This is a genomic window from Amycolatopsis sp. NPDC000009, from assembly GCF_055563465.1.
In genome coordinates, this window is the sequence record NZ_JBVHDI010000016.1 from 75,296 (window position 1) to 99,406 (window position 24,111).

The 24,111-nt window shown below is 68.9% G+C and carries 20 protein-coding genes; 14 read left to right on the plus strand and 6 right to left on the minus strand.

Features of this window, described 5'->3' with window-relative positions:
- Positions 1-63: 63 nt before the first annotated feature.
- The 5 genes from ACZ3HL_RS32365 (at position 64) to ACZ3HL_RS32385 (ending at position 6,670) form a co-directional block, all read left to right on the plus strand.
- Entirely contained in the window at positions 64-3,135 is a 3,072-nt protein-coding gene (locus ACZ3HL_RS32365) for a glycosyl hydrolase 2 galactose-binding domain-containing protein (protein ID WP_465535185.1), read from the plus strand.
- A 115-nt stretch (positions 3,136-3,250) separates the two neighbouring features.
- Positions 3,251-3,655: a helix-turn-helix transcriptional regulator gene (locus ACZ3HL_RS32370; protein ID WP_198935874.1), complete on the plus strand. Its 405-nt coding sequence runs from the start codon at positions 3,251-3,253 to the stop codon at positions 3,653-3,655.
- Between the two features lie 5 nt (positions 3,656-3,660).
- Positions 3,661-4,056: a VOC family protein gene (locus tag ACZ3HL_RS32375; protein WP_465413021.1), complete on the plus strand. Its 396-nt coding sequence runs from the start codon at positions 3,661-3,663 to the stop codon at positions 4,054-4,056.
- Positions 4,057-4,096: 40 nt separating this feature from the next.
- The gene (locus tag ACZ3HL_RS32380; protein WP_465535186.1) at positions 4,097-5,965 is read left to right on the plus strand and encodes a Na+/H+ antiporter; all 1,869 of its coding nucleotides are present in this window, start codon (positions 4,097-4,099) and stop codon (positions 5,963-5,965) included.
- A gap of 18 nt (positions 5,966-5,983) precedes the next feature.
- Positions 5,984-6,670 carry a histidine phosphatase family protein gene (locus ACZ3HL_RS32385; protein ID WP_465535187.1) on the plus strand — a complete coding sequence of 229 codons (687 nt, stop codon included), beginning with the start codon at positions 5,984-5,986 and terminating at the stop codon, positions 6,668-6,670.
- On the opposite strand, the gene ACZ3HL_RS32390 is transcribed toward ACZ3HL_RS32385, so the two are convergent.
- The 3 genes from ACZ3HL_RS32390 to ACZ3HL_RS32400 all read right to left on the minus strand — a co-directional run bounded on the left by ACZ3HL_RS32390 (position 6,633) and on the right by ACZ3HL_RS32400 (position 8,515).
- The gene (locus ACZ3HL_RS32390) at positions 6,633-7,400 is read right to left on the minus strand and encodes an ABC transporter permease (RefSeq protein ID WP_465535188.1); all 768 of its coding nucleotides are present in this window, start codon (positions 7,398-7,400) and stop codon (positions 6,633-6,635) included. The two genes, ACZ3HL_RS32385 and ACZ3HL_RS32390, sit on opposite strands and share 38 nt — an antisense overlap.
- 15 nt (positions 7,401-7,415) lie before the next feature.
- Complete coding sequence (locus ACZ3HL_RS32395; protein WP_465413017.1) at positions 7,416-7,910, minus strand: MmpS family transport accessory protein; 495 nt, start codon at positions 7,908-7,910, stop codon at positions 7,416-7,418.
- 200 nt (positions 7,911-8,110) lie between these two features.
- The gene (locus ACZ3HL_RS32400; RefSeq protein WP_465535189.1) at positions 8,111-8,515 is read right to left on the minus strand and encodes an NUDIX hydrolase; all 405 of its coding nucleotides are present in this window, start codon (positions 8,513-8,515) and stop codon (positions 8,111-8,113) included.
- Positions 8,516-8,545: 30 nt separating this feature from the next.
- On the opposite strand from ACZ3HL_RS32400, the gene ACZ3HL_RS32405 reads away from it, so the two are divergent.
- Positions 8,546-9,232, plus strand: coding sequence for a helix-turn-helix domain-containing protein (locus ACZ3HL_RS32405; RefSeq protein ID WP_465535190.1), 687 nt, complete (start codon positions 8,546-8,548; stop codon positions 9,230-9,232).
- On the opposite strand, the gene ACZ3HL_RS32410 is transcribed toward ACZ3HL_RS32405, so the two are convergent.
- A complete protein-coding gene (locus tag ACZ3HL_RS32410) occupies positions 9,163-10,686 on the minus strand; it encodes an FGGY-family carbohydrate kinase (protein WP_465535191.1) in 1,524 nt (507 codons plus the stop codon). The two genes, ACZ3HL_RS32405 and ACZ3HL_RS32410, sit on opposite strands and share 70 nt — an antisense overlap.
- A 114-nt stretch (positions 10,687-10,800) precedes the next feature.
- Between ACZ3HL_RS32410 and ACZ3HL_RS32415 the strand changes: the two genes are divergently transcribed.
- From ACZ3HL_RS32415 to ACZ3HL_RS32425, 3 genes are all read left to right on the plus strand, one after another.
- Positions 10,801-11,781 (plus strand): LacI family DNA-binding transcriptional regulator, encoded by a 981-nt coding sequence (locus tag ACZ3HL_RS32415; RefSeq protein WP_465413013.1) that lies wholly within the window; start codon positions 10,801-10,803, stop codon positions 11,779-11,781.
- Between the two features lie 337 nt (positions 11,782-12,118).
- Entirely contained in the window at positions 12,119-12,700 is a 582-nt protein-coding gene (locus ACZ3HL_RS32420; RefSeq protein WP_465413012.1) for a DNA-binding protein, read from the plus strand.
- 95 nt (positions 12,701-12,795) lie between these two features.
- The gene (locus ACZ3HL_RS32425) at positions 12,796-13,452 is read left to right on the plus strand and encodes an RES family NAD+ phosphorylase (RefSeq protein ID WP_465535192.1); all 657 of its coding nucleotides are present in this window, start codon (positions 12,796-12,798) and stop codon (positions 13,450-13,452) included.
- Positions 13,453-13,770: 318 nt separating this feature from the next.
- On the opposite strand, the gene ACZ3HL_RS32430 is transcribed toward ACZ3HL_RS32425, so the two are convergent.
- Together ACZ3HL_RS32430 and ACZ3HL_RS32435 are read right to left on the minus strand one after the other, a co-directional pair.
- Complete coding sequence (locus ACZ3HL_RS32430; protein ID WP_465535193.1) at positions 13,771-15,732, minus strand: S9 family peptidase; 1,962 nt, start codon at positions 15,730-15,732, stop codon at positions 13,771-13,773.
- A 30-nt stretch (positions 15,733-15,762) separates the two neighbouring features.
- Positions 15,763-16,737, minus strand: a complete 975-nt coding sequence (locus ACZ3HL_RS32435; RefSeq protein WP_465535194.1) for a TerC family protein — start codon at positions 16,735-16,737, stop codon at positions 15,763-15,765.
- A 318-nt stretch (positions 16,738-17,055) separates the two neighbouring features.
- Between ACZ3HL_RS32435 and ACZ3HL_RS32440 the strand changes: the two genes are divergently transcribed.
- The 5 genes from ACZ3HL_RS32440 (at position 17,056) to ACZ3HL_RS32460 (ending at position 23,973) form a co-directional block, all read left to right on the plus strand.
- Entirely contained in the window at positions 17,056-19,965 is a 2,910-nt protein-coding gene (locus tag ACZ3HL_RS32440; protein ID WP_465535195.1) for an alpha/beta fold hydrolase, read from the plus strand.
- Positions 19,958-20,917: an ABC transporter permease gene (locus ACZ3HL_RS32445; protein WP_340688298.1), complete on the plus strand. Its 960-nt coding sequence runs from the start codon at positions 19,958-19,960 to the stop codon at positions 20,915-20,917. The genes ACZ3HL_RS32440 and ACZ3HL_RS32445 overlap by 8 nt, the downstream gene beginning before the upstream one ends.
- A gap of 257 nt (positions 20,918-21,174) precedes the next feature.
- The gene (locus tag ACZ3HL_RS32450; RefSeq protein WP_410651077.1) at positions 21,175-21,597 is read left to right on the plus strand and encodes a hypothetical protein; all 423 of its coding nucleotides are present in this window, start codon (positions 21,175-21,177) and stop codon (positions 21,595-21,597) included.
- Positions 21,598-21,720: 123 nt separating this feature from the next.
- Positions 21,721-22,494: an enoyl-CoA hydratase/isomerase family protein gene (locus ACZ3HL_RS32455; RefSeq protein ID WP_465535196.1), complete on the plus strand. Its 774-nt coding sequence runs from the start codon at positions 21,721-21,723 to the stop codon at positions 22,492-22,494.
- A gap of 69 nt (positions 22,495-22,563) precedes the next feature.
- Positions 22,564-23,973, plus strand: a complete 1,410-nt coding sequence (locus ACZ3HL_RS32460) for a S28 family serine protease (protein ID WP_465535197.1) — start codon at positions 22,564-22,566, stop codon at positions 23,971-23,973.
- The last annotated feature ends 138 nt before the right edge of the window (positions 23,974-24,111 follow it).

Genomic DNA, 24,111 nt, shown 5'->3' on the forward strand with positions numbered 1-24,111 from the left:
GTTAGGGAACTTTCTTAACGATTTCGCCAAGGTCCGCCGCCGTGTGCCCGAGGAGGCGCGCTCGTGAGTTTTCGGCAGAAGAGAACCCGGATCCCCTTACTGGCCTTGACCGTCACCGCGCTGGCCGCCGCGGTCTGCGGGGTGACCACCGCCCCCGTCGCCACCGGCGCGGAGGTGGCCGTCGCGGGTAACGCCACCCCGATCCCCGGCTACGTGATCCAGTCTTCGGCACAGGTCAGCGACGACTCGGCGGTGTCGAAGCCGGGCTTCCCCACCACCGGCTGGTACCCGGTGTCGTCACGGTCGACGGTCTACGCCGGCTTGCTGCAGAACGGCAAGTACGCCGACCCGTTCTACTCGACGAACATGAAGAATGTCCCGACCGCGCAGTTCTCGGTGCCGTGGTGGTACCGGACAGACCTGAACGTCGAGGACACCTCGAAGCGCACCTACCTCGACTTCAGCGGCGTGCTCTCCAAGGCCGACGTCTGGGTCAACGGCACCAGGATCGCGACGAAGGACCAGGTCAACGGCGCCTACACCCGCCACGATCTGGACATCACCGCGCACGTGCGCCAGGGCGTCAACAGCGTCGCCTTCAAGGTCTACCCCAACGATCCCAACAACGACCTCTCGATGGGCTGGATCGACTGGGCGCAGACCCCGCCGGACCAGAACATGGGCATCGTGCGTGATGTCCTCGTCCGGCGCAGCGGCGACGTCGCCCTGCGCAGCGCCCACGTGGTCCAGAAGCTGAACTCCTCGCTGGACCACGCCGACCTGACGGTGAAGGCCGACGTCCGCAACGACTCGGCGAACGCGGTGCAGGCCACCGTCGCCGGCACGGTCGCGGGCAAGCCGGTCACCCAGACGGTCTCGCTGGCCGCCAAGGAACGCAAGACCGTGACGTTCCCGGTGGTCGGCCTCGACAAGCCGAACCTCTGGTGGCCCGCCGGGATGGGCGGCCAGCACCGGTACGAACTCGACCTGACCGCGAGTGTCGGCGGCACGCCGTCCGACACCTCGAAGTCGAAGTTCGGCGTCCGCGACGTCAAGGCGCCGCTGAACTCCAGCGGCGGGCGGCAGTACAGCGTCAACGGCAAACCGCTGCTGATCCGCGGCGGCGGCTACACGCCGGACCTGTTCCTGCGCTGGAACGAGACCGCGGCGGCCGACAAGCTCAAGTACGTGCTGAACCTCGGGCTCAACACGGTCCGGCTGGAAGGCCACATCGAGCCGGACGAGTTCTTCGACCTCGCCGACGACCTCGGCGTGCTGACCATGCCCGGCTGGGAATGCTGCGACAAATGGGAAGGCCACGTCAACGGCGAGGAGAAGGGCGAGCCGTGGGTCGAGTCGGACTACCCGATCGCCAAGGCGTCGATGTTCTCCGAGGCCGAGCGCCTGCGTGACCACCCGAGCGTCATCTCGTTCCACATCGGCAGCGACTTCGCGCCGGACCGGCGGATCGAGCAGGGCTACCTCGACGCGATGAAGGCCGCCGACTTCACCCTCCCGGTGATCCCGTCGGCGTCGAAGAGGCCGTCCCCGATCACCGGCGCGTCCGGGATGAAGATGAACGGTCCGTACGACTACGTCCCGCCCGTCTATTGGTACGACAAGTCGCAGAAGGACCGCGGTGGCGCCTGGAGCTTCAACTCCGAGACCAGCGCGGGCGTCGACATCCCGACGATGGACACGTTGAAGCGGATGATGTCGGCCAGTGAGCTGGAAACGATGTGGAAGGACCCGTCGGCACCCCAGTACCACCGTTCTTCGTCGACGACGTTCGCGAATCTGAAGCTGTTCGCCAACGCGCTCACCAAGCGCTACGGCGCGCCCGCCGACCTGACCGACTTCGTCCGGAAGGCGCAGCTCGTGCAGTACGAGAACGTCCGCGCGGAGTTCGAGTCGCACTCGCGCAACTACACCGACTCGACCAACCCGTCGACCGGGTTGATCTACTGGATGCTCAACAGCCCGTGGACCTCGCTGCACTGGCAGCTGTTCGACGCCTACATGGACCAGAACGGCGCCTACTACGGGGCGAAGAAGGCCAACGAGCCGCTGCACATCCAGTACTCGCACGACAACCGGTCGGTCGTGGTGATCAACCAGACGTCGAACGCGGTGAGCGGGCTGACGGCGACCACGAAGCTGTACAACCTCGACGGCACCGAGAAGTACAGCAACACCAAGACCGGGCTGTCGGTCGGCGCGCTGGGCGCCAAGGCCACCGCGGTCACCGTCCCGGCGGTGAGCGGGCTGTCGACGACCTACCTGGCGAAGCTGGTGCTCACCGACTCGTCGGGCAAGGAGGTCAGCCGGAACGTGTACTGGCTCTCCACCAAGGCCGACACGCTGAACTGGGGTGGCAGCGACTGGTACTACACACCCCAGTCGGGTTACGCCGACCTGACCGGGCTGAAGAACCTCGGGCAGTCCGCGGTCAGCGCGACGGCGAAATCGGTCGCCGGCGGCGACGGCACCACCACGACCACCGTGACGCTGAAGAACACCTCGGGCGGCAAGCTCCCGGCGTTCTACGTCGACTCGAAGGTCGTGGACGCCGCGGGCAAGCCGGTGCTGCCGGTGGAGTGGAACGACAACGCGGTGAGCCTCTGGCCGGGTGAGACGACCACGCTGACCGCGAAGTACCGCACGGCCGACCTCAAGGGCTCCAAGCCTTCGGTGCGGGTCTCGGGCTGGAACACCGGCACGCAGACCGTTCCCGCCGACGGTTCGGGCCCCGGTAACCCGGTCGATTACCAGGCGGAGGACGCCACGATCCACCAGGGCGCGGTGGAGTCGAACCACGCCGGGTTCACCGGCACCGGATTCGTCAACTACGACAACGTCGCGGGCAGCTCGGTCGAGTGGACGGTGAACGTGCCGTCCGCGGGTACCTACGACGTCGTCGTCCGGTACGCCAACGGGACGGCGACGAGCCGGCCTCTGGACTTCTCCGTCAACGGCTCGATCAGCGCGTCCGGTGTCGGCTTCGGCGGCACCGGGGCCTGGCCGAACTGGACGACCAGAACCGTCAAGGTCACGCTGGCGGCGGGAGTGAACAAGATCAAGGCGGTCGCCACCACGGCGAACGGCGGCCCCAACATCGACAAGATCACCCTTTAGAGCGGGAGTCGCCGAGGCCCCCTTCGCCACCCGGCGAGGGGGGCCTCTCCGTGCGGGCGTGGGTTACGCTTTCCGGGTGACCGGCAAACCCGACCCGCGCCTGCGGGACCTGGCGATGCTGCGCCGTGTCCGCGACCGGATCGACCGTGACTACGCGCAGCCCTTGGACGTCGAAGCGCTGGCGCGCGGCGTGCACGTCTCCGCCGGGCACCTCAGCCGCGAGTTCCGCGCCGCGTACGGCGAATCGCCGTACAGCTACCTGATGACCCGCCGGATCGAGCGGGCCATGATGCTGCTGCGGCGCGGGGACATGTCGGTCACCGAAGTGTGCTTCGACGTCGGTTTCTCGTCGCTGGGCACGTTCAGCACACGCTTCTCCGAACTGGTCGGCATCTCGCCGAGCGCGTACCGCAAACAGGCGGCGGAAGACGGCCGGGGCATGCCCGGCTGCGTCGTCAAACAGGTCATGCGACCGATCAGGAATCGAGAAGCGGCGCCGCCGCGCGCCGACCTACCTTGAGTCGTATGACCCTCACGATTCAGGCGTCCTACCTTCCCGCGGACGATCTCGAGGCTTCACTTTCCTTTTATCGCGACATCCTCGGCTTCGAAGTGCGTGACCGGGGCCCGCTCCGGGCCACGGTCGGCCCGCCGGGGCAGCCGGAGACGTCGCTCGTGCTCCACCCGCCCGCCGCCGATCCGGAGACCACCGACGAGGAACGCGCCACGATCGCCGAACTGATGGCCAAGGGCGTCCACGGGATCATCGTGCTGTCCACGCCGGATCTGGTCGGTACCTTCGACCGGATCCAGGCGGCGGGCGCGGACGTCGTCCAGGAACCGGTCCGGCAGTCCTACGGCGCCTTCGACTGCTCTTTCCGCGATCCGGCGGGCAACCTGGTGCGGTTCGAGGAGCGGTAGCCGGGCCTCGGTGCGCGCGTACTGACGCGCCCGGGTGATGATGAGCGGCGTGGAGATCGCGGTAGAGCTGGTGGCACTGGTGGTGGCCGTCCTCCTGGTCACCGCCGCGGCGCGGAAACTCGACTGGTCGGCGCCCCTGTGCCTGATCGCGGTCGGGATCGCCGCCTCGTACGTGCCAGGCGTCCCGGAGTACGAACTGGATCCGGAGGTCGTGCTCCTGGGGCTGCTGCCCCCGCTGCTGTACGCGACGGCGATCCGCACTTCGCTCATCGACTTCCGCCGCAACCGCGGCCCGATCCTGCTGCTGTCGGTGGGGCTCGTCATCTTCACCACGGCCGCGGTCGGGGTCGTGGCGTGGCTGGTGATCCCCGGTCTGCCGCTGGCCGCGGGGCTGGCGATCGGCGCGGTGGTCGCACCGCCGGACGCGGTCGCGGCCACCGCCGTCGCCCGTAAGGTCGGGATGCCGCGCAAGCTGACCAGGCTGCTGGAAGGCGAAAGCCTGTTCAACGACGCGGCCGCGCTGGTCGCGTTGCGGACGGCCATCGCCGCCATCGCGGGCTCGGTGAGCCTGCTGCAGGTCGGCGGGGATTTCCTGCTGGCCGCGGGCGGCGGGCTGGCGATCGGGTTCGCCGTCGGCGCGCTCGCCGCGCTGATCCGCACCCGCCTCGAAGACCCGGTCACCGACACCGCGCTTTCGCTGGTGGTCCCGTTCGTGGCCTATCTGGGCGCCGAGGCGATCCACGGTTCCGGGGTGATCGCCGTGGTCGTCGCGGGGCTGATCCTCGGGCACAAGGCGCCGAGCATGCTCTCGGGCCGCTCCCGGCTGGCCAGCAAGCTGAACTGGCAGACCATCCAGTTCCTGCTGGAGAACATCGTCTTCCTGCTGATCGGCCTGCAGGTCCGCCGGATCATGACCGAGGTCGGCGACAGCGGGCTGACCGCGCTCGAGCTGGTCCTGATCTGCGCCGCCACCCTGGCCGCGACCATCCTCACCCGGATCGTCTGGATGGCGGGCATCGGCCTGGCCCGGCGGGTGTTCCGCCGTCACGCCTGGCCGTGGCGGTACTCGGCCGTGATCGCCTGGGCGGGGATGCGCGGGGTCGTCACGCTCGCGGCGGCGTTCGTGCTGCCGGCGGACACCCCGCAACGCGCCGTGCTGGTGCTGGTCGCGTTCGTCGTGGTGGCGGGAACGCTGCTGCTGCACGGGACGACGCTGCCGGTGCTGGTCCGCCGCCTGAAGCTGCCGCCGCCCGACCCGGCCGAGGACGCCCTGCAGGAGGCGGCCGTGCTCCACGACATGACCAGGGCCGCGCTCGATGAGCTGGAGAAGATCCGGACCCCCGAGGACCCCGACGACATCGTGGAACGCCTGCGCAGCAGGCTCCAGCACCGCTCGGACTCGGCTTGGGAGGAACTCGGCAGGCAGAGCGCGCTGACCGAGACCCCGAGCGACGCGTACCGGCGCCTGCGGCTGCGACTGCTCGAAGTCGAACGGGAGAAGTTCCTGGAGGCGCGTGACTCCGGAATGGCCGATGATGACGTCCTGCGCCGGATCCTCGACCGCCTAGACATCGAGGAATCCATGCTGGACAGGGAGGAGGAGGCCGTGCCGGACTCCGATCGGGAACTGCGCACCCCCGCCGCGACGGCGGGATCCTGCAAACATCTGACCAAGGAGTGGCCCGCGGTCGAACCCAGCTCCCCGGACGTGTGCGCCGTATGCGTCGAAAACGGGATGACCTGGGTGCATCTGCGCGAATGCGTCAAATGCGGGAACGTCGCCTGCTGCGACTCCTCACCGGGCAAGCACGCGACCGAGCACTTCCACGACTCCCTGCACCCGGTGATGCGCAGCCACGAACCCGGCGAGACCTGGCGCTGGTGTTTCGTGGACAAACAGCTTGGTTAGCTCGGTAGGGTCCGAAGCATGAGCACCCCTGAGCAGGAAGTCGAATACCGCCAGCACCGGTTCTCACCGCCGCCCGGCGCGACCGAGATCTTCCTTGTCCGCCACGGCGAATCGGCCCCGGCGAGGGGCAGCGCACCGTTCGACCTCGTCGACGGCCAGGCTGATCCGGACCTCGCGCCGGAAGGCAGGGAGCACGCCGAGCGGGTGGGGCGCCGTCTGGCGGACGAGCGGATCTCCGCGCTGTACGTGACGACACTGCGCCGGACGCCGCAGACCGCGGCACCCCTCGCGGCGAAGCTGGGGCTCACGCCGGAGGTCGAGCCTGACCTGAGGGAGATCCACCTCGGCGACTGGGAGAACGGGCTTTTCCGGCGCTACACCTACGAAGGTCACCCGATCGTCGAACAGCTGTGGCGCGAACAGCGCTGGGACGTCATCCCGGGCGCGGAGACGATGGAGTCGTTCGGCGGGCGGATCAGGGCGGCCATCGGCAGGCTCGCGGCGGCCAACCCGGACCGGAGGATCGCCGTGTTCACCCACGGCGGTGTCATCGGCGAGGTCTTCGCGCAGGCGAGCGGCGCGAAGAACCGGTTCGCGTTCCTGGGCGCGGACAACGGGTCGATCTCGCATCTGGTGGTGTCGGGCGAAAACTGGATGGTGCGGCGGTTCAACGACACGTCGCATCTTCACCCGCCTTTCGGCTGATCCGGCCCGCCGCGACCAGGTGCACGACGACCAGGACCGCGACCGCCTCGGCGGCCAGCAGCCCGATCAGCACGAGCACCTGTGTCACCCCGGCCTGCACCGGCCCGGCGCCACCGAGGAGGACACCGACGTAGGCGCCGGGCAAGGTCACCAGGCCGACGGTCCGGGTCTGGTCGAGAGCGGGGATCAGCGCGTGCCCCGCCGAAGGACGGCAGATCTCCAGCGCGGCCGGGCGGGGTAGGAAGCCCAGCGCCAGCGCGGCTTCGTATTCGCCGTGCCGGGAAACGAGTTCGTCCAGCGCTCGTCTCGCCGCCTGGGAGGTCGCGGACATCGCGCCGCCGATGACGATTCCGGCGATCGGCACGATCGCGATGGGCCGCCACGGGACCACCCCGGTCGCGAGCACGAGCGTCAGCACCGGCACCACACCGGACGCGATGGCGAGCGCGACCCACGCCAGATCCTTCGCCACGCCGATCCGGCGCGCCGAGGTGACCGCCGCGATCGTGAACATCAGCAGCACGAAACCGCCGGTCAGCCAGCCTGATTTCAGGATCCCGACGATGACCAGCGACACGGCGGCGAGCTGCACGACGGCGCGCCCGGCCGCGAACAGCACCGCCTTGCCCTGCCCCAGCCGCCCGAACTGCACCACCGCCGCGCCGAAGATCGCCAGTACGGCCAGGACCACGGCGAGCACCGGGCCGAACGCGATCGCACCATCCGTCACGCGGATGATCCTGCCCTAGGACGTACAGGTCACCGGTGCGCCCGGGGCGGGAGCGGTTCGGTCGCTGACGACCTCGCCGTCGACGACGATCCGGCACCGCAGCGCACCACGGCCCGACCCCTGCGCGGACAGGCTGTAGAACTCGTCACGGCCTTCCGCGCTCCTGCGCTCGAAGGTGGTGCTCCATGGCGTCGTCACGTCGGTCTTCTGCATGAGTTCCGAACCCTGCGCGACGTAGGTGACGTTCTGGGCGCCCTCCGCGCCGGAAAGCTCATAGACGACGGAATGCAGCACGGTGCGCACGGCGGCCGCGGCTTGTTCGACCTGTTCGGCCTGCGGCGCGGGCGGGTTCTGCACCGGCTTGGAGGCCTTAGGCAGCACGTAACTGGTCAGGGTGACGGCGACGGCCATCACACCCAGCACGACCACGACGGTCCCCAGCGGCTTCAGCCTGCCGGGGGCACCCTGCCCCGGCGCCGATGCCGGAGGGGTCGCGGTGGGAACACCCATGGAGAGGTCTTCTCTCGTCCGAGCGCACTTCCGTCGAGTGCGTCGACTATTTCTCGCTCGAAGGTGACTCCGCGTTAGCCGTTATCGGGAAGAAACCCGATATTCACCCTTTTGGGTGTCCCAGTGAGTGGATAGGACCTGGTCATGAGGCGATCGGCGTAAGCAGAGTGAGCCGAACAGCTCACTTTGAGTGACACCGCCTAATCGACGAGACCCGCGTCGGCGAGCAGCCCGAGCAGCCGCTGTCCAGCCGGAGGGCAGAGGTGCGCGTCGGCCGACGACAGCCAGGCGGACTCCGCGATCTCACGGCCGGGCGCGGGCTCCCCGCGATGGTCGGCGGTGTAACAGGTCATGCGGACCCGGCGGCCGTCCGCGTAACCGTCGGCCTGCTCGTTCAGCACCGCGAAGAACCGAAAGCTGTGCGGCTCGAGCTCGATGCCGAGTTCCTCCCTGATCTCCCGGCACAGCCCGGCGACGTCGCCCTCGCCGGGTTCGCGCTTGCCTCCAGGCAGGTAGAACTTGGCCTTTCCCTCGGTCCGCACCGACAGCAGACGGCGGTCGCGGACGTGGATCCAGGCCAGTGAATCGATCTCTGCTTCGGGCACGGCCTGATTCTGTCGTAGGCCGGGGGCATCATGGCAACCGTGTATCGGGAGACGAGGGCACCCGGCGGGACGGCCGGCGTGGTGCGCTGCCTGTGGGAGGACACCGGCACGGTGGCGAAGCGGATCGTGCCCGACGGCTGCGTGGACCTGGTGGAGTGCGGCGGCGAGGTCTTCGTCGCCGGGCCGGACACCGCGGCCTGGACCTGGGAAACCAGCGAACGAGCACGGGGTGTCCGGTTCGCCCCCGGCAGAGCGGGCCACATCCTGGGCCTGGGCGCCGACGAGCTACGCGATCAGCGTGTCCCCCTCGGCGACCTGTGGGGCCGGGAAGGCGAGCTGCTGGCCGAACGCGTGCTCTCCGGCGCCGCTTCGCTGATCGACGTCGTCGAGCGGCGCGGAGCCGAACGGGCGGACCGGGAGGTCTCGGCGCTGATCGCCAGGCTCGACGGCGGCGTACCCCGGGTTTCGGCCGCGCTGGACAGATTCACCACCGGCGAACGGCAGTTGCGACGGCGGTTCACCCTCGCGGTCGGCTACGGCCCGGCCACGTACCTGCGGGTCTCCCGGTTCCAGCGCGCCATCGGCCTCGCGGGAACGGCACCGGATCTCGCCTCGCTGGCGTTTTCGGCGGGTTACGCCGATCAGGCTCACCTGAGCCGGGATTGCCGGGAGCTCTCCGGCCTGAAAGCGAGCGAGTTCTTCCGCGCCAGGAAGTGAGCGATGTCCACAGTGGACCGGTACAGGTCACGGTAATGCGGATAGAACTCGTCGTAGACGTCGGCGTCCGCGCCGGGGCGGACGATCCCGGCGACCGGGTTCCAGGCTTCGATATCCGGTTCCCTCCCCAGGGCGACCGAGCCGAGAACGGCGTCTCCGAACGCGGCGCCGATGGTTTCCGTGGGAATCTCCTGGTCGATCCGCGCCACGTCACTGACGATCCGCGTCCACACCCCGCCCTGTGTCCCGCCACCGACGGCGACGAACCGGCCGATGCCGCCACCGGCCTCACGCATGGCTTCGAGGTTGTGCCGCACGCCGTACGCCGTTCCTTCCAGTGCCGCGCGGTACAGATCCGCGCGATCGTGGGAAGTGGTGAGCCCGGCGATGATGCCCCTCGCGTCCGGGTCCGGCACCGGTGTCCGTTCTCCCGCGAAATACGGCAGCATCAGCAAACCGCGGCTACCCGCCGGGACCTCGGCCGCCGCCGCGGCCAGTTCCCCGAATTCGCCGCCGGCGAGCTCCCGCAGCCAGTCGGTGATCGCGCCGGAGGTCGCCATCCCCGCCGCGAGCGAATAAGTACCGGGAAAGGCGCCGCGGGTCGTCCACAACCCCTGTCCGGGGCGGGGATCGGAGAGCATCTGGACCAGGAACATCGTGGTGCCGTACATGAGCATGGTGTCCCCGGGCGCGGTGACCCCGACACTGGTCGCCTCGGCCCAGGCGTCCACTGTTCCGGCCGTCACCGGGATCCCTTGCGGCAGGCCGGTTTCCGCGGCCGCCTCGGCGGTGACCGAACCGGCCACCTCGGTCGGCCACGCGAGCCTGGGCAGCTCGACGCCGGGGGCGATCTCGGCGACCCGGTCGGTCGCCCAGCGAGCCTCGCGCAGGTCGTACATCGGATCGCATTGGCTCGCGGAATGATGGTCGAGGACGTACTCACCGGTCAGTCGCAGCACGAGGAACGAACTCGCCATCAGGAAGAGTTCCGCCCGCTCGAATACGTCCCGCTCGTTCTTGGCCAGCCAGCGCCATTTCGGCCCGACAGCCTGTGAGCCGAGCGCGCTCCCGCCGCGTTCCACAATGAATTCTTCGCCGAATTCGCGGTTCAATTCCCGGATTTCGTCAGATGCACGGGTGTCGACGCCGTAAAGGATCGCCGGGCGCAAGGGTTTCCCCAAGGCGTCGGCGGGCAACAGCACCGGGCCGATCCCGCTGACCGACACTCCGATGATGGGATGATCCCCGGCGCCCGCCGAGAGTTCCCTCGCCAGCGCCACGAAGTCTTGCCACCACACGGTTTCCGCGTCGTGCTCGAACCAGCCTGGACGCGGCCGGGAGGTTTCGTGCGGCCGGGACGAACGCGCCACCACGGCGCCCCGGGAATCGACGAGGACACCTTTGGAACTAGAAGTGCCGATGTCGATGCCGAGCACCAGGCCCGGTTCCCCCACGACCCCTCCGAACTCCTCCGCGCGAGTAGCGCGATCAGCGGATGGTAACGATTGTCGGCCAAGCTATTCTTCCCGTGCGAAGGTGTCAATACACCTGCAGAAGGGGAGGTCACGGTGGCCACCATCAACGACGTGGCGGCGAAGGCCGGGGTTTCGACGGCGACCGTGTCGAGAACGCTCAACGGGAAGTCCACTGTGGACCCGGTGCTCGCGGCACGGGTGCAGGCCGCCGCGGCCGAATTGGGATACCACCCGAACGGGCTCGCGAGGAATCTGCGCCGTCAGGAGACCGCGGTCCTCGCGCTCATCATCTCCGACGTGGAGAACCCCTTCTTCACCGCGATCGCCCGAGGCGTGGAGGACATCGCGCAGACGGCGGGCTATTCGGTGGTGCTGTGCAACGCCGACGACAACGAGGAGAAGGAGCGGCGCTACATAGACGTGGCGCTCCAGGAGCGGGTCGCCGGCGTGGTGCTCTCCCCCACCGGCCGGGCCACCAACGTCGACCGGCTGACCGAACGCGGCACCCCCGTGGTCGCCGTCGACCGGCCGCTGCTGAAGAACACCGGCGACCAGGTGCTGGTCGACACCCGGCTCGCCGCCCGCGACGCCACCCGGCACCTGCTCGACGGCGGATACCGGCGGGTCGCCTGCGTCAGCGGGCCGCCCGGGGTTCGCACGGCCGAAGACCGGCTGGCCGGTTACACCGACGCGGTCGGCGAGGAGAACGCGCTCACCCGGCGGGCCGAGTTCCGCGCCGAGGGCGGCAGGCTCGCCGCGCTCAGCCTCCTCGACGAGCCCGAGCCGCCGGACGCGCTCCTGGTCGGCAACAGCACGATGACGATCGGTGTCCTGGAGGCCTTGGCCGCGCGCGGCCTGCGCTCGGGACAGGACGTGGGGATCGTGTCGTTCGACGACGCGCCGTGGACGACGCTGATCGACCCGCCGCTGACGGTGGTCGCCCAGCCCGCGAACGAGGTGGGCAGGGTCGCCGCCGAGCTGCTGCTCGCCCGGATCGGCGACAGCACACGCAAGGCCACGACGACCACGCTTCAGGCGAATCTGATCGTGCGCCGGAGTTCACGGCGCGACTGACACCCGGGAGAACCCCTGCCGCACGACGTGCCTGGGCGACCGGTTCGCACCGGCCGCCCAGGAACGCCCCACCCCCTTGTTCCCCCAAGCCGGCCCCACACCAGCCGGGTTCTCCGAAGCGGTGGGAAGAAATCGTTTACCTTTCGGAAGGTAAGTTCCCGTTTACCACCTGTCAAGCCGAAGTCCTGGACAAGCTCGCCCGATCCGGGCAGACTGTGGCGACATTGCCTACTGCGCGTGTTTGATTCCGTGCACTCTGTGTTCATCTCTGGTGAATTCCCCCACGAAATCGAGATGAGACCGCACGAACCCGCACAGACGAGTTACTCTAGGCGCTATGTCCATAGCGCTCGAGAACGTTCTCGCCAAGGCGGGCCTGAAGGTCGACGCCAACGAGTTCCTGAACCTCGTCGAGGACGCGGCGCGGAGACTGACCCCACCGAACCCCGATCCGTCGCATTATTTCTCGGCGGACCAGCGGGCCGCGCTGACCGACGTCGGACTCGACCTCTCCCCCCGGAGCGAGGACGAGCCGGACTTCCGTGCCCGCACGGTCGCCGCGCACGCCGTACTAGCCGATTCCGCGCTGAGCGTGCTGGAAGCGGCGAAGGCACTGGGTGTCGACGACAGCCGGATCCGGCACCGTCTGAAGGAGGGCAGGCTCACCGGCTGGAAGGACCAGGGCTGGCGGCTGCCCGCCTGGCAGTTCGCCGGTTCCGGGGTACTGCCCGGCCTGGAGGTCGTGCTGCGAGCCGTCCCCGAGGACCAGCCCGCGCTCGTCGTCGCCGCTTTCATGAGTACCCCGCAGGCCGATCTGGTGATCAACGACCACCCGGCCACCCCGCGCCAATGGCTCCTGTCCGGCGGCGATCCCGAGCACGTCGCGAGACTGGTGGCCACGCTGGGTTCGCCGTTCTGAGATCCTTGCCCGACGACGCAATTTCAGTCGGGGGTAGGCCGTAGGCTGACCCCACCGAGCAAGATCACCCGACAAGGACGGACGACTCCCGAGGTATGGCCCGGCTTCCCCTGCCGCCCGCACGCTCTGTCCTGGTCAAGGAGCTGCACCGCACCAACGACGTGGTGACGGTGCACCCCGGCACCAGGCTGGTCAGGATCTTCACCGCGCACGGCAACCACCCCCAGCAGTGGAATTCGTTCCGCTACAGCGGCCCGCTCCCGCACGGCCGGTTCGACCCGCAGACCCCCGGTCGCGGCGGTCGCCCGGTCACCGACCCCGGGAACGGCGTCCTGTACTTCGGCCTCACCGTGCGCACCAGCATCGCGGAGGTCTTCCAGACCACGTCGACGGTCGACCGCAAGTCCCGCAGCCCGCGCCTGGTCGTCGTCCGGCCGACCCGCACGCTGCGGCTGCTCGACCTCGCCGGCCTGTGGCCGACCCGGGTCGGTGCCTCGCAGGAGATCTCCAGCGGCCCGAAGAAGATCACCCAGGCCTGGGCCCGTGCCATCCGCGCCGCCTTCGGTGACCTCGACGGCGTCTGGTACCGGTCCTCAATGGATTCCGGCGGCCCCGCGCTCGCGCTGTGGGACCCACCCGCCGGGAACTCGCTGCCGGTCGCGCCGGACGTGCTGCTCCCGCTGGACCATCCGGGGCTCGACGTCCCGTTGGGCCGGGTCTGCGAAGAGCTGAACTACACGCTTCTCAGCTGAGCTCCGGCCTCGTGAGTGGTCAGGACGGCTCTAGCCGAGGGTGTCGCTTCCGGCCGTTGGTGATGCTGGGCCCGGCCCATGAAGGCCTGAGGGGCATGGAGCCGGTGTCGCGAAAGCCACTTTCGGGACATCAGAGGTCTCGAAAGTGGCTTTCGCGACATGATCACCAGGACAGTGCCGGGCCCGGCCACGGCCGACGTTGCGAAAGCCACTTTCGCAACCATCAACGTTGCGAAAGTGGCTTTCGCAACCCCCGGCCGAGCCACTGCCCTCGTGAGTGGTGAGGACGGTTAGAACCGTCCTCACCACTCACGAGGTTCAGAGGTGACGGCCCCACCACTCCAGCACGGCGTCGAACCGCTGCACCCGGTGGCGCGGCAAGCCGGATCGCGTGAGTTCGTGCCCCTCGCCGGGGAACAGGAGGAATTCGGCCGCGACACCGTTCTGCCGCAATGCCACGTACATCCGCTGCGCCTGCTCCAGCGGGCACCGCCAGTCCTGTTCGGAATGCACGACCATGAACGGGATGTCGATCTTCCCCGCGTACGTCAGCGGGCTGCGCTTGCGCTGCTCTTCGATGTCGTCGCCGGCGTAGCCCCCGGCGAAGAACCAGCCGATGTCAGAACTGCCGACGAACGAGTCCCAGGCGTTGACCGCGCGCTCGCTCCACGCGGCGCGGAACCGGCCGCCGTGGTGCGCGGCGAGCCAGCTCGTCATGAACCCGCCGTACGAGCCGCCCATCACGCCGACCCGGTCACCGTCCAGGTTCGGCAGCTTGAGCGCTTCGTCCAGCAGTGCCAGCAGATCGTCCGCGTCCACGGTGCCGAGACCGTGGACGATGCTCCGGCCGTGGCTTTCGCCGTAGCCCGCGGAACCGCGCGGGTTGCCGAGAACGACGGCGTAACCCGCGGCGGCGAGCACCTGCGCCTCGTCGAAGACCTTCCATTCGTACGCCGCGAACGGTCCACCGTGGACCATCAGGACCACGGGATGCGGCCCGTCCCCTTCGGGCCGGACGACCCAGCCGTGGGCCGGATAGCCGTCCGGTGCGGTCGCGTTCAGCTCCTCCAGCGGCAGGATCCCGGTGTCCCGCAACGCCTTCGAGTAGTCGGTGAGCAGGCGCGGTTCCCCGCCGGCGAGCAGCACGACGTCACCGGAACTCTCGGGCGTCCCGATCACCGCGACGATCCGTTCGCCGTCGACGGCGAACGACTTCACCGCGGTGCGTTCACCAGCGAGCCGGCGCAGGGACTTCAGCTCGGCGAGCTCGGCGTCGAGGGGAACGGCACGCAGCTCCGCGGCACCGCGGTTGCTGGCCACGACGAGGACCTCGTCGCCGACGACGACCGGACGGCTGGCCGCGTGATCGCAGTCCACCGTTTCGACGTCGGTCAGCCGGCGCGGTGACGAGGGCTCGTCACCGGAGGGCCACGGCGCCTGCCAGAGCCCGGTGTTGCGGGCGACGTCTTCCATGCCAGGGAATTCGTTGCCGTAGAACAGGATCGAACCGTCCGGGGCGACAACCGGCCGGGCCGCGGTGCCCAGCGTCCGGACCAGCAGCCGGGGCTCGCCACCGTCCGCGGGCACGGCGTAGACATCCGAACGGATGGTGTCCTCGGCGGCCCATTCACGCGGGCCGCTGAACAGGACCTGCTCGCCGTCGACCGTCCACGAGGGATGGTCGACGTCGGCGCGGTCGTCGGTCAGCGGCGTGAGCTCGGCGGGCGATTCCTCGTCCAGCGCGACGACGGCGTCCACGACGAACAGACGCTGTGGACGGTCGTTGAGGAAGCCGACGTCGTCGACGCGGTAGAAGAGGTTCTTGATGTGCCGCGGCGCTTCTTCGCCCGGCTCCGGCGTTTCGCCGTCCGCGTTCTCGGTGCCGTAGCGGCCCGGCTCGGGCACGCGCGCGACGAAGGCGATCCGCCGGGAATCGGGCGCCCAGACCGGGGCACCCGCGCCCAGGGGCAGGTCGGTGATCCGCTTCGCGTCGCCGCCGTCCGCAGGCAGCACGTGCACCTGCGGTTTGGCCGCGCGCCCGGAGCCCTCGCCCGCCCGGAGGAACGCGACCCATCGGCCGTCCGGCGAGATGGCGGGGGCGGAGTCCTTGGCCCCATGGGTCCAGGCCGCTTCCCCGCCGCCACCCAGGTCGATCCTGCGCAGGGCTCCGCGGTAGCCGTTCGTCTTCAGATCAGGCCTGCTCACCGCGGTGAGCAGCAGGTCGCCGCGCAGCGCGAGGATGCCGGGGACCGTCAGGGCTTCGATGTCAACGGGACGCACGGCCCCGACGGTACCCGATCCTTAGCAGTTCTAACTACTGATCGAAGATTCCCGCTCAGCGGCTTCCAGCTTCTTCGCCTTCGCGAGGCTGGCGACCGTCGTCACGGTCAGGACCACGACGATGACGCCCAGGGAGACCCAGTTGTTGATGTCCAGCCAGTCCGGGACGACGTGGTACTCGTGCAGCGCGTGCAGGAACAGCTTGGCGCCGATGAAGGCGAGGATCACCGCGAGGCCGTAGGACAGATACACCAGCTTGGTGACCAGGCCACCGAGCAGGAAGTACAGCTGGCGCAGACCCATCAGCGCGAACGCGTTGGCGGTGAAGACCAGGAAGGCCTCCTGCGTGATACCGAAGATCGCGGGGATCGAGTCGACCGCGAACAGCAGGTCCGCGCTGCCGATCGCGACGATGACCAGGAACATCGGGGTGATCCAGCGCTTGCCGTCCTTCTTCACGAAGGACTTGTGCCCGTGCCACTCTTCGGTGACCGGGAAGAGCTTGCGCACCCAGCGGGTGAGCGCGTTCTCCTCGTATTCCTCTTCTTCGTCCTTGTTGCGGACCATGCTGACCGCGGTCCAGACGAGGACGGCGCCGAACAGGAAGAAGACCCAGACGAACTGCGCGATCAGCGCGGCGCCCACGGCGATGAACACGCTGCGCATGGCGAGCGCGAGCAGGATGCCGATCAGCAGTACCCGGTGCTGGTGGATCGCGGGCACCTTGAACGACGTCATGATGATCATGAAGATGAACAGGTTGTCGACGCTCAGCGAGTACTCGGTGATGTACCCGGTGAAGAACTGGACACCGAAGTCGTGTCCGGCGAGGACCCAGACACCGACGCCGAACGCGACGGCCACGGCGATGTAGAAGACGACCCACCGGGCGGCTTCGCCGGTGGTGACCTCATGCGGCTTGCGATCGACGATGACCAGGTCCAGCGCGATGAGCGCGAGCAGGCCACCGACCGTGGCGATCCACAGCCACAGGGGAACAGACATGTATCCAACCCTCCGGATAGTGCACAGCAGCAACTAACCGGAGGTCTCTTCCGCCGGTGCGAAACCGGCCGACGGTGCCGGGGGCCCGCGAAGACCACCGTGCTGACGACACCGCCGCGAAGGAATACTCCCCTCACAGCTGGTCCAGTTTGACCTGTCTGTACGCATGACGCCAGTTAAGGTTGCCCTTGTCACCAAGAAGATGGCGTAACTCCCGTCACACCCACCTCTTCTCCCCCTCCGGGTACCCGCTCCCGTGGCGGCCTAACGTCACGCTTGTGTGGTCCGTGTGTGCCGGGGAAGCGATTCTCAGCTTCGGTGAAATACGGTCATCCCGTGCCCCGAATCCCGCTCCCTCGCACGCGAAGCGCGAAACTCACCGCGCTCGCCGCGGTCGTGGTGGTCCTGGCCGCCGCGGCCGTCGTGTGGACGAACAGCGAACCCGCGCCGTCCGCGGTCGAAACCCAGGACGCGACCCTCGACCTGCCCGAAACCCCGGGCTCGTCCGAAGTCGTGAAGATCGACACGACCACGTACCTGCCTGAACAGACCCCGGCTCCGGCCGTCCTGCTCGCCCACGGTTTCGGCGGTGACAAGAACAGTGTCGCCGCCGAAGCCCGCGAACTGGCCGAGAAGGGTTTCGTCGTGCTGACCTGGTCCGCGCGCGGTTTCGGCCGCAGCACCGGGAAGATCGCGCTGAACGACCCCGACCGCGAGGTCGCCGACGCCAAGAAGCTGATCGACGGACTGGCCGCCCGTCCCGAAGTCCTCAGTGAGAACGGCGACCCGAAGGTGGCCGTGTCCGGCGCTTCGTACGGTGGCGCGCTTTCCCTGCTGCTCGCCGGGACCGACAAACGGGTCGACGCGATCGCGCCGGTGATCACCTACAACGATCTCGCGCAGGGCCTCTTCCCGAACGCCGCCGCCCCGGCCGCGCCGAACGCCACCACTCCGGCCGCCGGCGCGTTCACCGCGGACGGCGTCTTCAAGAAGTCGTGGGCGGGCATCTTCTTCTCCGCCGGTTCCGGCGCGGCGCAGAGCGGCTCCCCCGCCAACGACGCGCCCGAAGCGGGTGACGAGACGAGTGAATCCGGTGCGGCACAGGGTACGGGCGCGGCGGGTGCCGCGGCGCAGTCACTGCCGCTCGGCGGTCAGAACGGGCAGCGGCCACCGGCAGGCCCGGCCGACCCTTGTGGACGGTTCACCGCCGACGTCTGCCAGGCCTACACCGAGCTCGCCACCACGGGGAAGGCGAGCCAGAAGACCGTCGATCTGCTCCGCCGGGTCTCCCCCGCGTCGGTGACGGACAAGATCACCGTGCCGACCCTGCTGGTACAGGGCGAAAGCGACACGCTGTTCGGATTGGACCAGTCCGACGCGACGGCGCGCCAGATCACCGCGGCGGGCGGCAAGGTCCGCACGATCTGGTACACCGGCGGCCACGACGGCGGGAAGCCAGGGCAGAAACTGCGCGCGCAGATCGCCGACTTCCTCAAGTTCTCCCTCACCGGGCAGGGCACCGATCCCGGCACCGGGTTCAGTTACGACATCCAGGGCACGCTGCGGGCCAACGGCGCCCCGTCGGTCCGGACCGTCACCGCACCGGCGTATCCGGGAGCGACGGGGGACGCCACCGAGCGGCGACAGTTCACCCTGGCGGGGCCGGCCCAGCCGGTCGTGCGGCCCGCGGGCGGTAATCCCGCCGCGGTGAGCGGGATCCCCGGTTTGAACGGAGCGGTGGCGGGCTCGTCCCGCCTTTCCGGACTGTTCAGCCTGGACCCGCCGGGGCAGGCCGCGCAGTTCGCGACACCGCCGCTCGACACGCAGACGATCGCGGCCGGTTCGTCGACGGTTCGCCTCCAGGTCTCGGCCGATCCGTCGGCCGCGGCTCCTCAGAGGGAAGCCGTCCTGTTCGCGAAGCTCTACGACGTCAACTCGGAAGGTGTCCGCACGCTTCCGGCCAACGCCGTCGCCCCCTTCCGGGTTTCCGGTCTGCCCGCCGACGGCAGCCCGGTCGAGGTGACGGTGACCCTGCCGGGCATCGTGCGGCCGCTGGAGGCCGGGCACACGCTGCGGCTGGTCGTCGCCACGACGGACCAGGCGTTCGCGACGCCGGTCGAGCCCGCCGTGTTCCGCATCGGGCTCGCTGACGGCGGGCGGCTCGCAGTGCCGGTCGTCCCCGGCAACTCGGTCGGGGCGGGCGCGCCCGTCGCCCAGCTGCTCGGGATCGCCGGGACACTGCTCGCGGGTATCGCGATCACGGTGATCGCCGCGTTCCGCCGCCGCCGCGCACACGACGTCGACGAGAGCCTGGCGAAGACGCCGCTCGTGATCGAAGGTCTGCGCAAGGCGTACGCGGGCGGGTTCGTCGCGGTGAAGGATCTGTCGTTCCGCGTCGAACCCGGTCAGGTGCTCGGCCTGCTCGGGCCGAACGGCGCGGGCAAGACGACCACCCTGCGCATGCTGATGGGGCTCATCACGCCGACCGCGGGCACCATCCGCGTGTTCGGCCACCTGATCGCGCCGGGCGCGCCGGTGCTGTCCCGGATCGGGTCCTTTGTGGAGGGTTCGGGCTTCCTGCCGCATCTGTCCGGCAAGGAGAACCTGGAGCTGTACTGGGCGAGCACGGGCCGTCCGAGGGACAAGGCGCATTTCGCCGAGGCGCTGGAGATCGCCGGGCTCGGCGACGCGGTGAACCGGCGGGTCCGTACCTACAGCCAGGGCATGCGGCAACGCCTCGCGATCGCACAGGCGATGCTCGGCCTGCCGGAGCTCATGGTGCTCGACGAACCGACCAACGGGCTCGACCCGCCACAGATCCACCAGATGCGCGAGGTGCTCCAGCGCTACGCGGCGACCGGGCGCACCGTGGTGGTCTCGAGCCACCTCCTGGCCGAGGTCGAGCAGACCTGTACGCACGTGGTCGTGATGCACCGCGGCATGCTGGTCGCCTCGGGTGAGGTCGGCGAACTGGCCGCGTCCAGCGGCGAGGCGACGTTCCGCGTCGACAAGCCCGCCGAAGCGGCCGAAGCGCTGCGGAAGGTCGGGGGCGTTTCCGGCGTCGACGTCGACGGCGAACTGGTCCACGCGGATCTCGACGGTCTCGCGCGCGCCGAGGCGGTCGCCGCCCTGGTGCGGGCCGGGGTCGCGGTCGAGCAGGCCGGACCGCGGCGCCGTCTGGAAGACGCGTTCCTGCAGCTGGTCGGAGAGGACTCGAAGGGTGAGTAAGACCAATGGTTCCGGCCCGGCGACCCGGGCGGATCACGGCGTGCACACCGATCCGGCGGCCCTGCTGGAGCTGACCGAGGTCGCGTCGCACGAACCGACCGAGGTCGGCCCCGACGGGGCGGTGGCGGGTTACCGCGCCGACCGGACGCTGCGGCTCGGCGTCGAGCTGAAGCGGCAGCTCAAGCGGCGGCGGACCCAGCTGATGCTGGGGTTCGTCGCGCTGCTGCCGTTCATCCTGGTGATCGCGTTCGAGATCGGGCAGGCCAACCCGAACCGCCGCAGCGGCGGCTTCGTCGACCTCGCCACCGCGAGCGCGCCGAACTTCGTGGTGCTCGCGCTGTTCGTGTCCGGGACGTTCCTGCTCCCGATGATCGTGGCGTTGTTCTACGGCGACACGATCGCGAGCGAGGCGTCGTGGTCGAGCCTGAAGTACCTGCTCGCGATGCCGGTCCCCCGGCATCGGGTGCTGCGGCAGAAGGCGATCGTCTCCGGCATCCTCTCCGCGGTCGCGCTGATCCTCTTGCCGCTGGTCTCGCTGGTGGTCGGCGTCATCTGGTACGGCGCGGGCGACGCGATCAGCCCGACCGGGGACGCGGTGTCGTTCGGCGACAGTCTCATCGCCATGGGGCTCGCGACGGTCTACATCATCCTGCAGCTGGCGTGGGTGGCCGGTCTGGCGATGCTGCTCTCGGTCGCCACCGACGCCCCGCTGGGCGCCGTCGGCGGCGCGGTGATCGTCGCGATCGTTTCGCAGATCCTCGACCAGATCACCGCGCTGGAAGGGCTGCGCGACTACCTGCCGACGCATTTCGCGTTCTCGTGGATGGATCTGATCTCGACCGACATCGACTGGACGAACATGGCCAACGGCATGCTGTCCGCCGCGTTGTACGGCACGGTGTTCTTCCTTCTGGCCGGCCGCCGGTTCGCGACGAAGGACATCACCAGCTGAGAGCGTTTCCGTACCGGAAAATCACCGGGGTCCACCGGGAAGACGAAATCCTCTTCCCTGGTGGGCCCCGGTTTTCACTGGCCGTGGCGACCTTCACCCGTTAGCGCCGGTAATCGGTGTTTCATGCGCATGAGAACATCGATTTTCCGATCATCGACTCATTGGGTGAAAACCTCGCATTCATCTTCGGACACCTCCGGGAAATCCTTATCTTCAAGGGAAAGGTGCCGACGCGAGCGGAAAGCGGGGATGTCACCATGACCCAGTCAGTCGAGACACCGGTCCAAGAATTCTCTCTTGATTGGACCATGAGCGCCGGCAAGGGCGGCCGGGTCGGATTCGCCGTCTCGGGCCAGGTGACGCTTCTCGACAACAATCGGTTCTACAAGATCGACGGGGTCCTCTACATCTCCGAGGGCAGCACCTACTGCCGGGAAATCGGCAACCCGCATCTCTTCGTCCGGCGCAACGGCGTCGAGGAGAGCGGCAGGCAGTGGGGCTGGGAGACGATCTGCAACCGCAAGTCCTGCGCCAGGCTGTGCTCGATGGACGCCTACTTCGTGCGCACCGGCTACTGGGCGCCCGCCGACCGCGCCATCCAGCTCAGTATCGGCGCCGAGACCGGCTGGAACCGCAAGCGGTCCTTCAGCCCGACGGTCACCGTACGCCTGAGGGACTAGCGGCGGTTTTCTTTCGGCCGGAGGCTCGGGTTCGCTGGGTGAGCCGGACAGACCACGTCGCGGCCCGGCCGCGCGTTTAAGCGGTCCACTGTAGATCCTCGCGGGCTCGGGTACGGTCGGGCCATGGCCACCTCTTCGATCCGCGTGGACGACGAAGGCGGGATCGCCGTCGTCACCCTCCGGCACGGCAAAGCGAACGCCCTCGACACCGAGTTCTGCCAGGAATTGATCCTCCGGCTCGAAGACGTGCAGCTGGGCGGTTATCGCGGTGTCGTGCTGACCGGCACCGGCGGCATCTTCTCGGCCGGGGTCGACCTGCGGCGAGTACACGACGGCGGCGCGGACTACATCGAAGACTTCCTGCCCGCGCTGTCGGACGCGTTCCTCTCGGTCTTCGGCTTTCCCGGCCCGGTGATCGCGGCCGTCAACGGGCACGCGATCGCCGGCGGGGCGGTGCTCGCCGCCGCCTGCGACCGCCGCGTCCTCGCCGACGGCCCCGGCCGGATCGGGATCACCGAACTGCTCGTCGGCGTGCCGTTCCCGTTGGCGGCGCTGGAGATCCTGCGCTCCGGGTTCGGTGCCGACGTCCTCGCCGAACTCGCCTTCCTCGGCGAGACCCACCTGCCCGCGGACGCGCTCCGGCTCGGCCTGGTGAACGAGGTGACCGCGCCCGAGAACGTCGTCGGGCGGGCGGTGGAGGTGGCCAGGAAGCTCGCCGAGATCCCGGCGGCCGCGTACGCGCACACGAAGGCGCAGCTGCATCGGCCGTTCCACGAGCGGATCGCCGAACACCGCACCGGCGACGACGCCCACGTCCTCGACCTGTGGAGTTCGCCCGAAGCCACCGCGGCGATCAAGGCGTATGTCGACCGGGTGCTGCGCGGCTCGACCGGATAGGCGATTGCCCACCGGCGGTGACTCTGTGAGTATCCGACCGCTCAACAGGTCCCGATGGGGAGGGCATGGATGCGGAAGCTCACGGCCGCGTGGTCGGTTCTGGCGACCACCGTTCTCGCACTGGCCGGGCTGGCCCCGGCCGCGCAGGCGGCACCCGGCGACATCGAGGAGGCACTCGGGCGGATCCCCGGGCTGACCGTCGTCTCGGAGAATCCGGCACCGACCGGATACCGGTTCTTCAAACTCGCCTACACCCAGCCCGTCGACCACCGCAGGCCGGACCGCGGCACCTTCCAGCAGCGTTTCACGTTGCTGCACAAGGAATTCCGGTCGCCGACCGTGGTGTACACGAGCGGGTACAACGTCTCGCAATCGCCCAACCGCTCGGAGCCGACACAGCTCGTCGACGGCAACCAGCTGTCCATGGAGTACCGGTTCTTCACGCCCTCCCGGCCGGACCATCCGGACTGGGGAAAGCAGCTGACGATCTGGCAGGCCGCCGCCGACCAGCACCGCGCCGTCGAGGCGTTCAAGCGGATCTATCCGGGCAAGTGGCTCGCGACCGGCGGCAGCAAGGGTGGGATGACGGCGACCTACTTCCGTAGGTTTTTCCCGGACGACGTCGACGCGACGATCCCGTACGTCGCGCCCAACGACGTCATCAACTCGCACGACCGCTACAACCGGTTCCTGGCGAACGTCGGCGACGATCCGGCCTGCCGGTCGGCGCTGAAGGCGATCCAGCGTGACGTACTGACCCGGCGCTCGGAGTTCGCGGCGCTCGCCGCCGCCGACGCGGCGAAGAACGGCTACACGTTCAAGACCGTCGGCTCGGCGGACGTGTCGCTGGAGATCTCCGTGATCGACTCGTACTTCGCCTTCTGGCAGTACCAGAGGCAGTCGGATTGCGCGACGATCCCGAAGGCGGGCGCTCCGGCGGCGGAGGTCTACGCCTGGTTCGAACGCGTCGAGAGCCTCAACACCTACTCCGACCAGAACCTCGAGGTCTACGTCCCGTACTACTTCCAGGCTTCCTACCAGCTCGGCGCCCCCGAGTCCTACGAAGGCTATCTGCGGGATCTGCTGCGCTACCCGGGCTCCAACGTGTCGCGGACGTTCGTGCCGGATTCGGTCGACATCCCGCGGTTCGACCATCTGGCTATGCCGGACATCGACTTCTGGGTGAAGTCCCAGGGGAAGCGGCTGATGTTCGTCAACGGTGAGAACGACCCGTGGAGCGCGGAGCCGTTCAAGCTCGGCTTCGGCACGAAGGACTCCTACAGCTACACGGTGCCGGGCGGAAACCACGGCGCCCGGATCTCGCAGCTTCCCGCGGCCCAGGCCGCCGAAGCGACGAACACCGTACGGCGGTGGGCCGGTCTGCCACCGGTCTCGCCGGGCGTCAGCACGCGTTCGGCCCCCGCCGGGTTCCCGGACTTCGATGCCGACCTGACCATGCTGGAGCGCCGCCGCCTCTGACCGGCCGTCGTGAGTGGTGAGGACGGTTGAAACCAAGGGTGGCTCAGGTACGTCGGCCGGTGCGCGGGGGATTCGCGTGATTGGCTGGACGACACGCGTGCTTGAACGGACGACACGCGTGCTTGGCTGGACGACACG

Excerpts from the sequence above, each read along its gene's own strand:
- ACZ3HL_RS32450 (WP_410651077.1), top strand. The coding sequence starts at position 21,175 with ATGACCCAGTCAGTCGAGACACCGGTCCAAGAATTCTCTCTTGATTGG.
- ACZ3HL_RS32370 (WP_198935874.1), top strand. The coding sequence starts at position 3,251 with ATGCTGCGCCGTGTCCGCGACCGGATCGACCGTGACTACGCGCAGCCC.
- ACZ3HL_RS32455 (WP_465535196.1), top strand. The coding sequence starts at position 21,721 with ATGGCCACCTCTTCGATCCGCGTGGACGACGAAGGCGGGATCGCCGTC.
- ACZ3HL_RS32460 (WP_465535197.1), top strand. The coding sequence starts at position 22,564 with ATGCGGAAGCTCACGGCCGCGTGGTCGGTTCTGGCGACCACCGTTCTC.
- ACZ3HL_RS32420 (WP_465413012.1), top strand. The coding sequence starts at position 12,119 with ATGTCCATAGCGCTCGAGAACGTTCTCGCCAAGGCGGGCCTGAAGGTC.
- ACZ3HL_RS32385 (WP_465535187.1), top strand. The coding sequence starts at position 5,984 with ATGAGCACCCCTGAGCAGGAAGTCGAATACCGCCAGCACCGGTTCTCA.
- ACZ3HL_RS32395 (WP_465413017.1), bottom strand. The coding sequence starts at position 7,910 with ATGGGTGTTCCCACCGCGACCCCTCCGGCATCGGCGCCGGGGCAGGGT.
- ACZ3HL_RS32375 (WP_465413021.1), top strand. The coding sequence starts at position 3,661 with ATGACCCTCACGATTCAGGCGTCCTACCTTCCCGCGGACGATCTCGAG.
- ACZ3HL_RS32380 (WP_465535186.1), top strand. The coding sequence starts at position 4,097 with ATGAGCGGCGTGGAGATCGCGGTAGAGCTGGTGGCACTGGTGGTGGCC.
- ACZ3HL_RS32435 (WP_465535194.1), bottom strand. The coding sequence starts at position 16,737 with ATGTCTGTTCCCCTGTGGCTGTGGATCGCCACGGTCGGTGGCCTGCTC.
- ACZ3HL_RS32405 (WP_465535190.1), top strand. The coding sequence starts at position 8,546 with ATGGCAACCGTGTATCGGGAGACGAGGGCACCCGGCGGGACGGCCGGC.
- ACZ3HL_RS32425 (WP_465535192.1), top strand. The coding sequence starts at position 12,796 with ATGGCCCGGCTTCCCCTGCCGCCCGCACGCTCTGTCCTGGTCAAGGAG.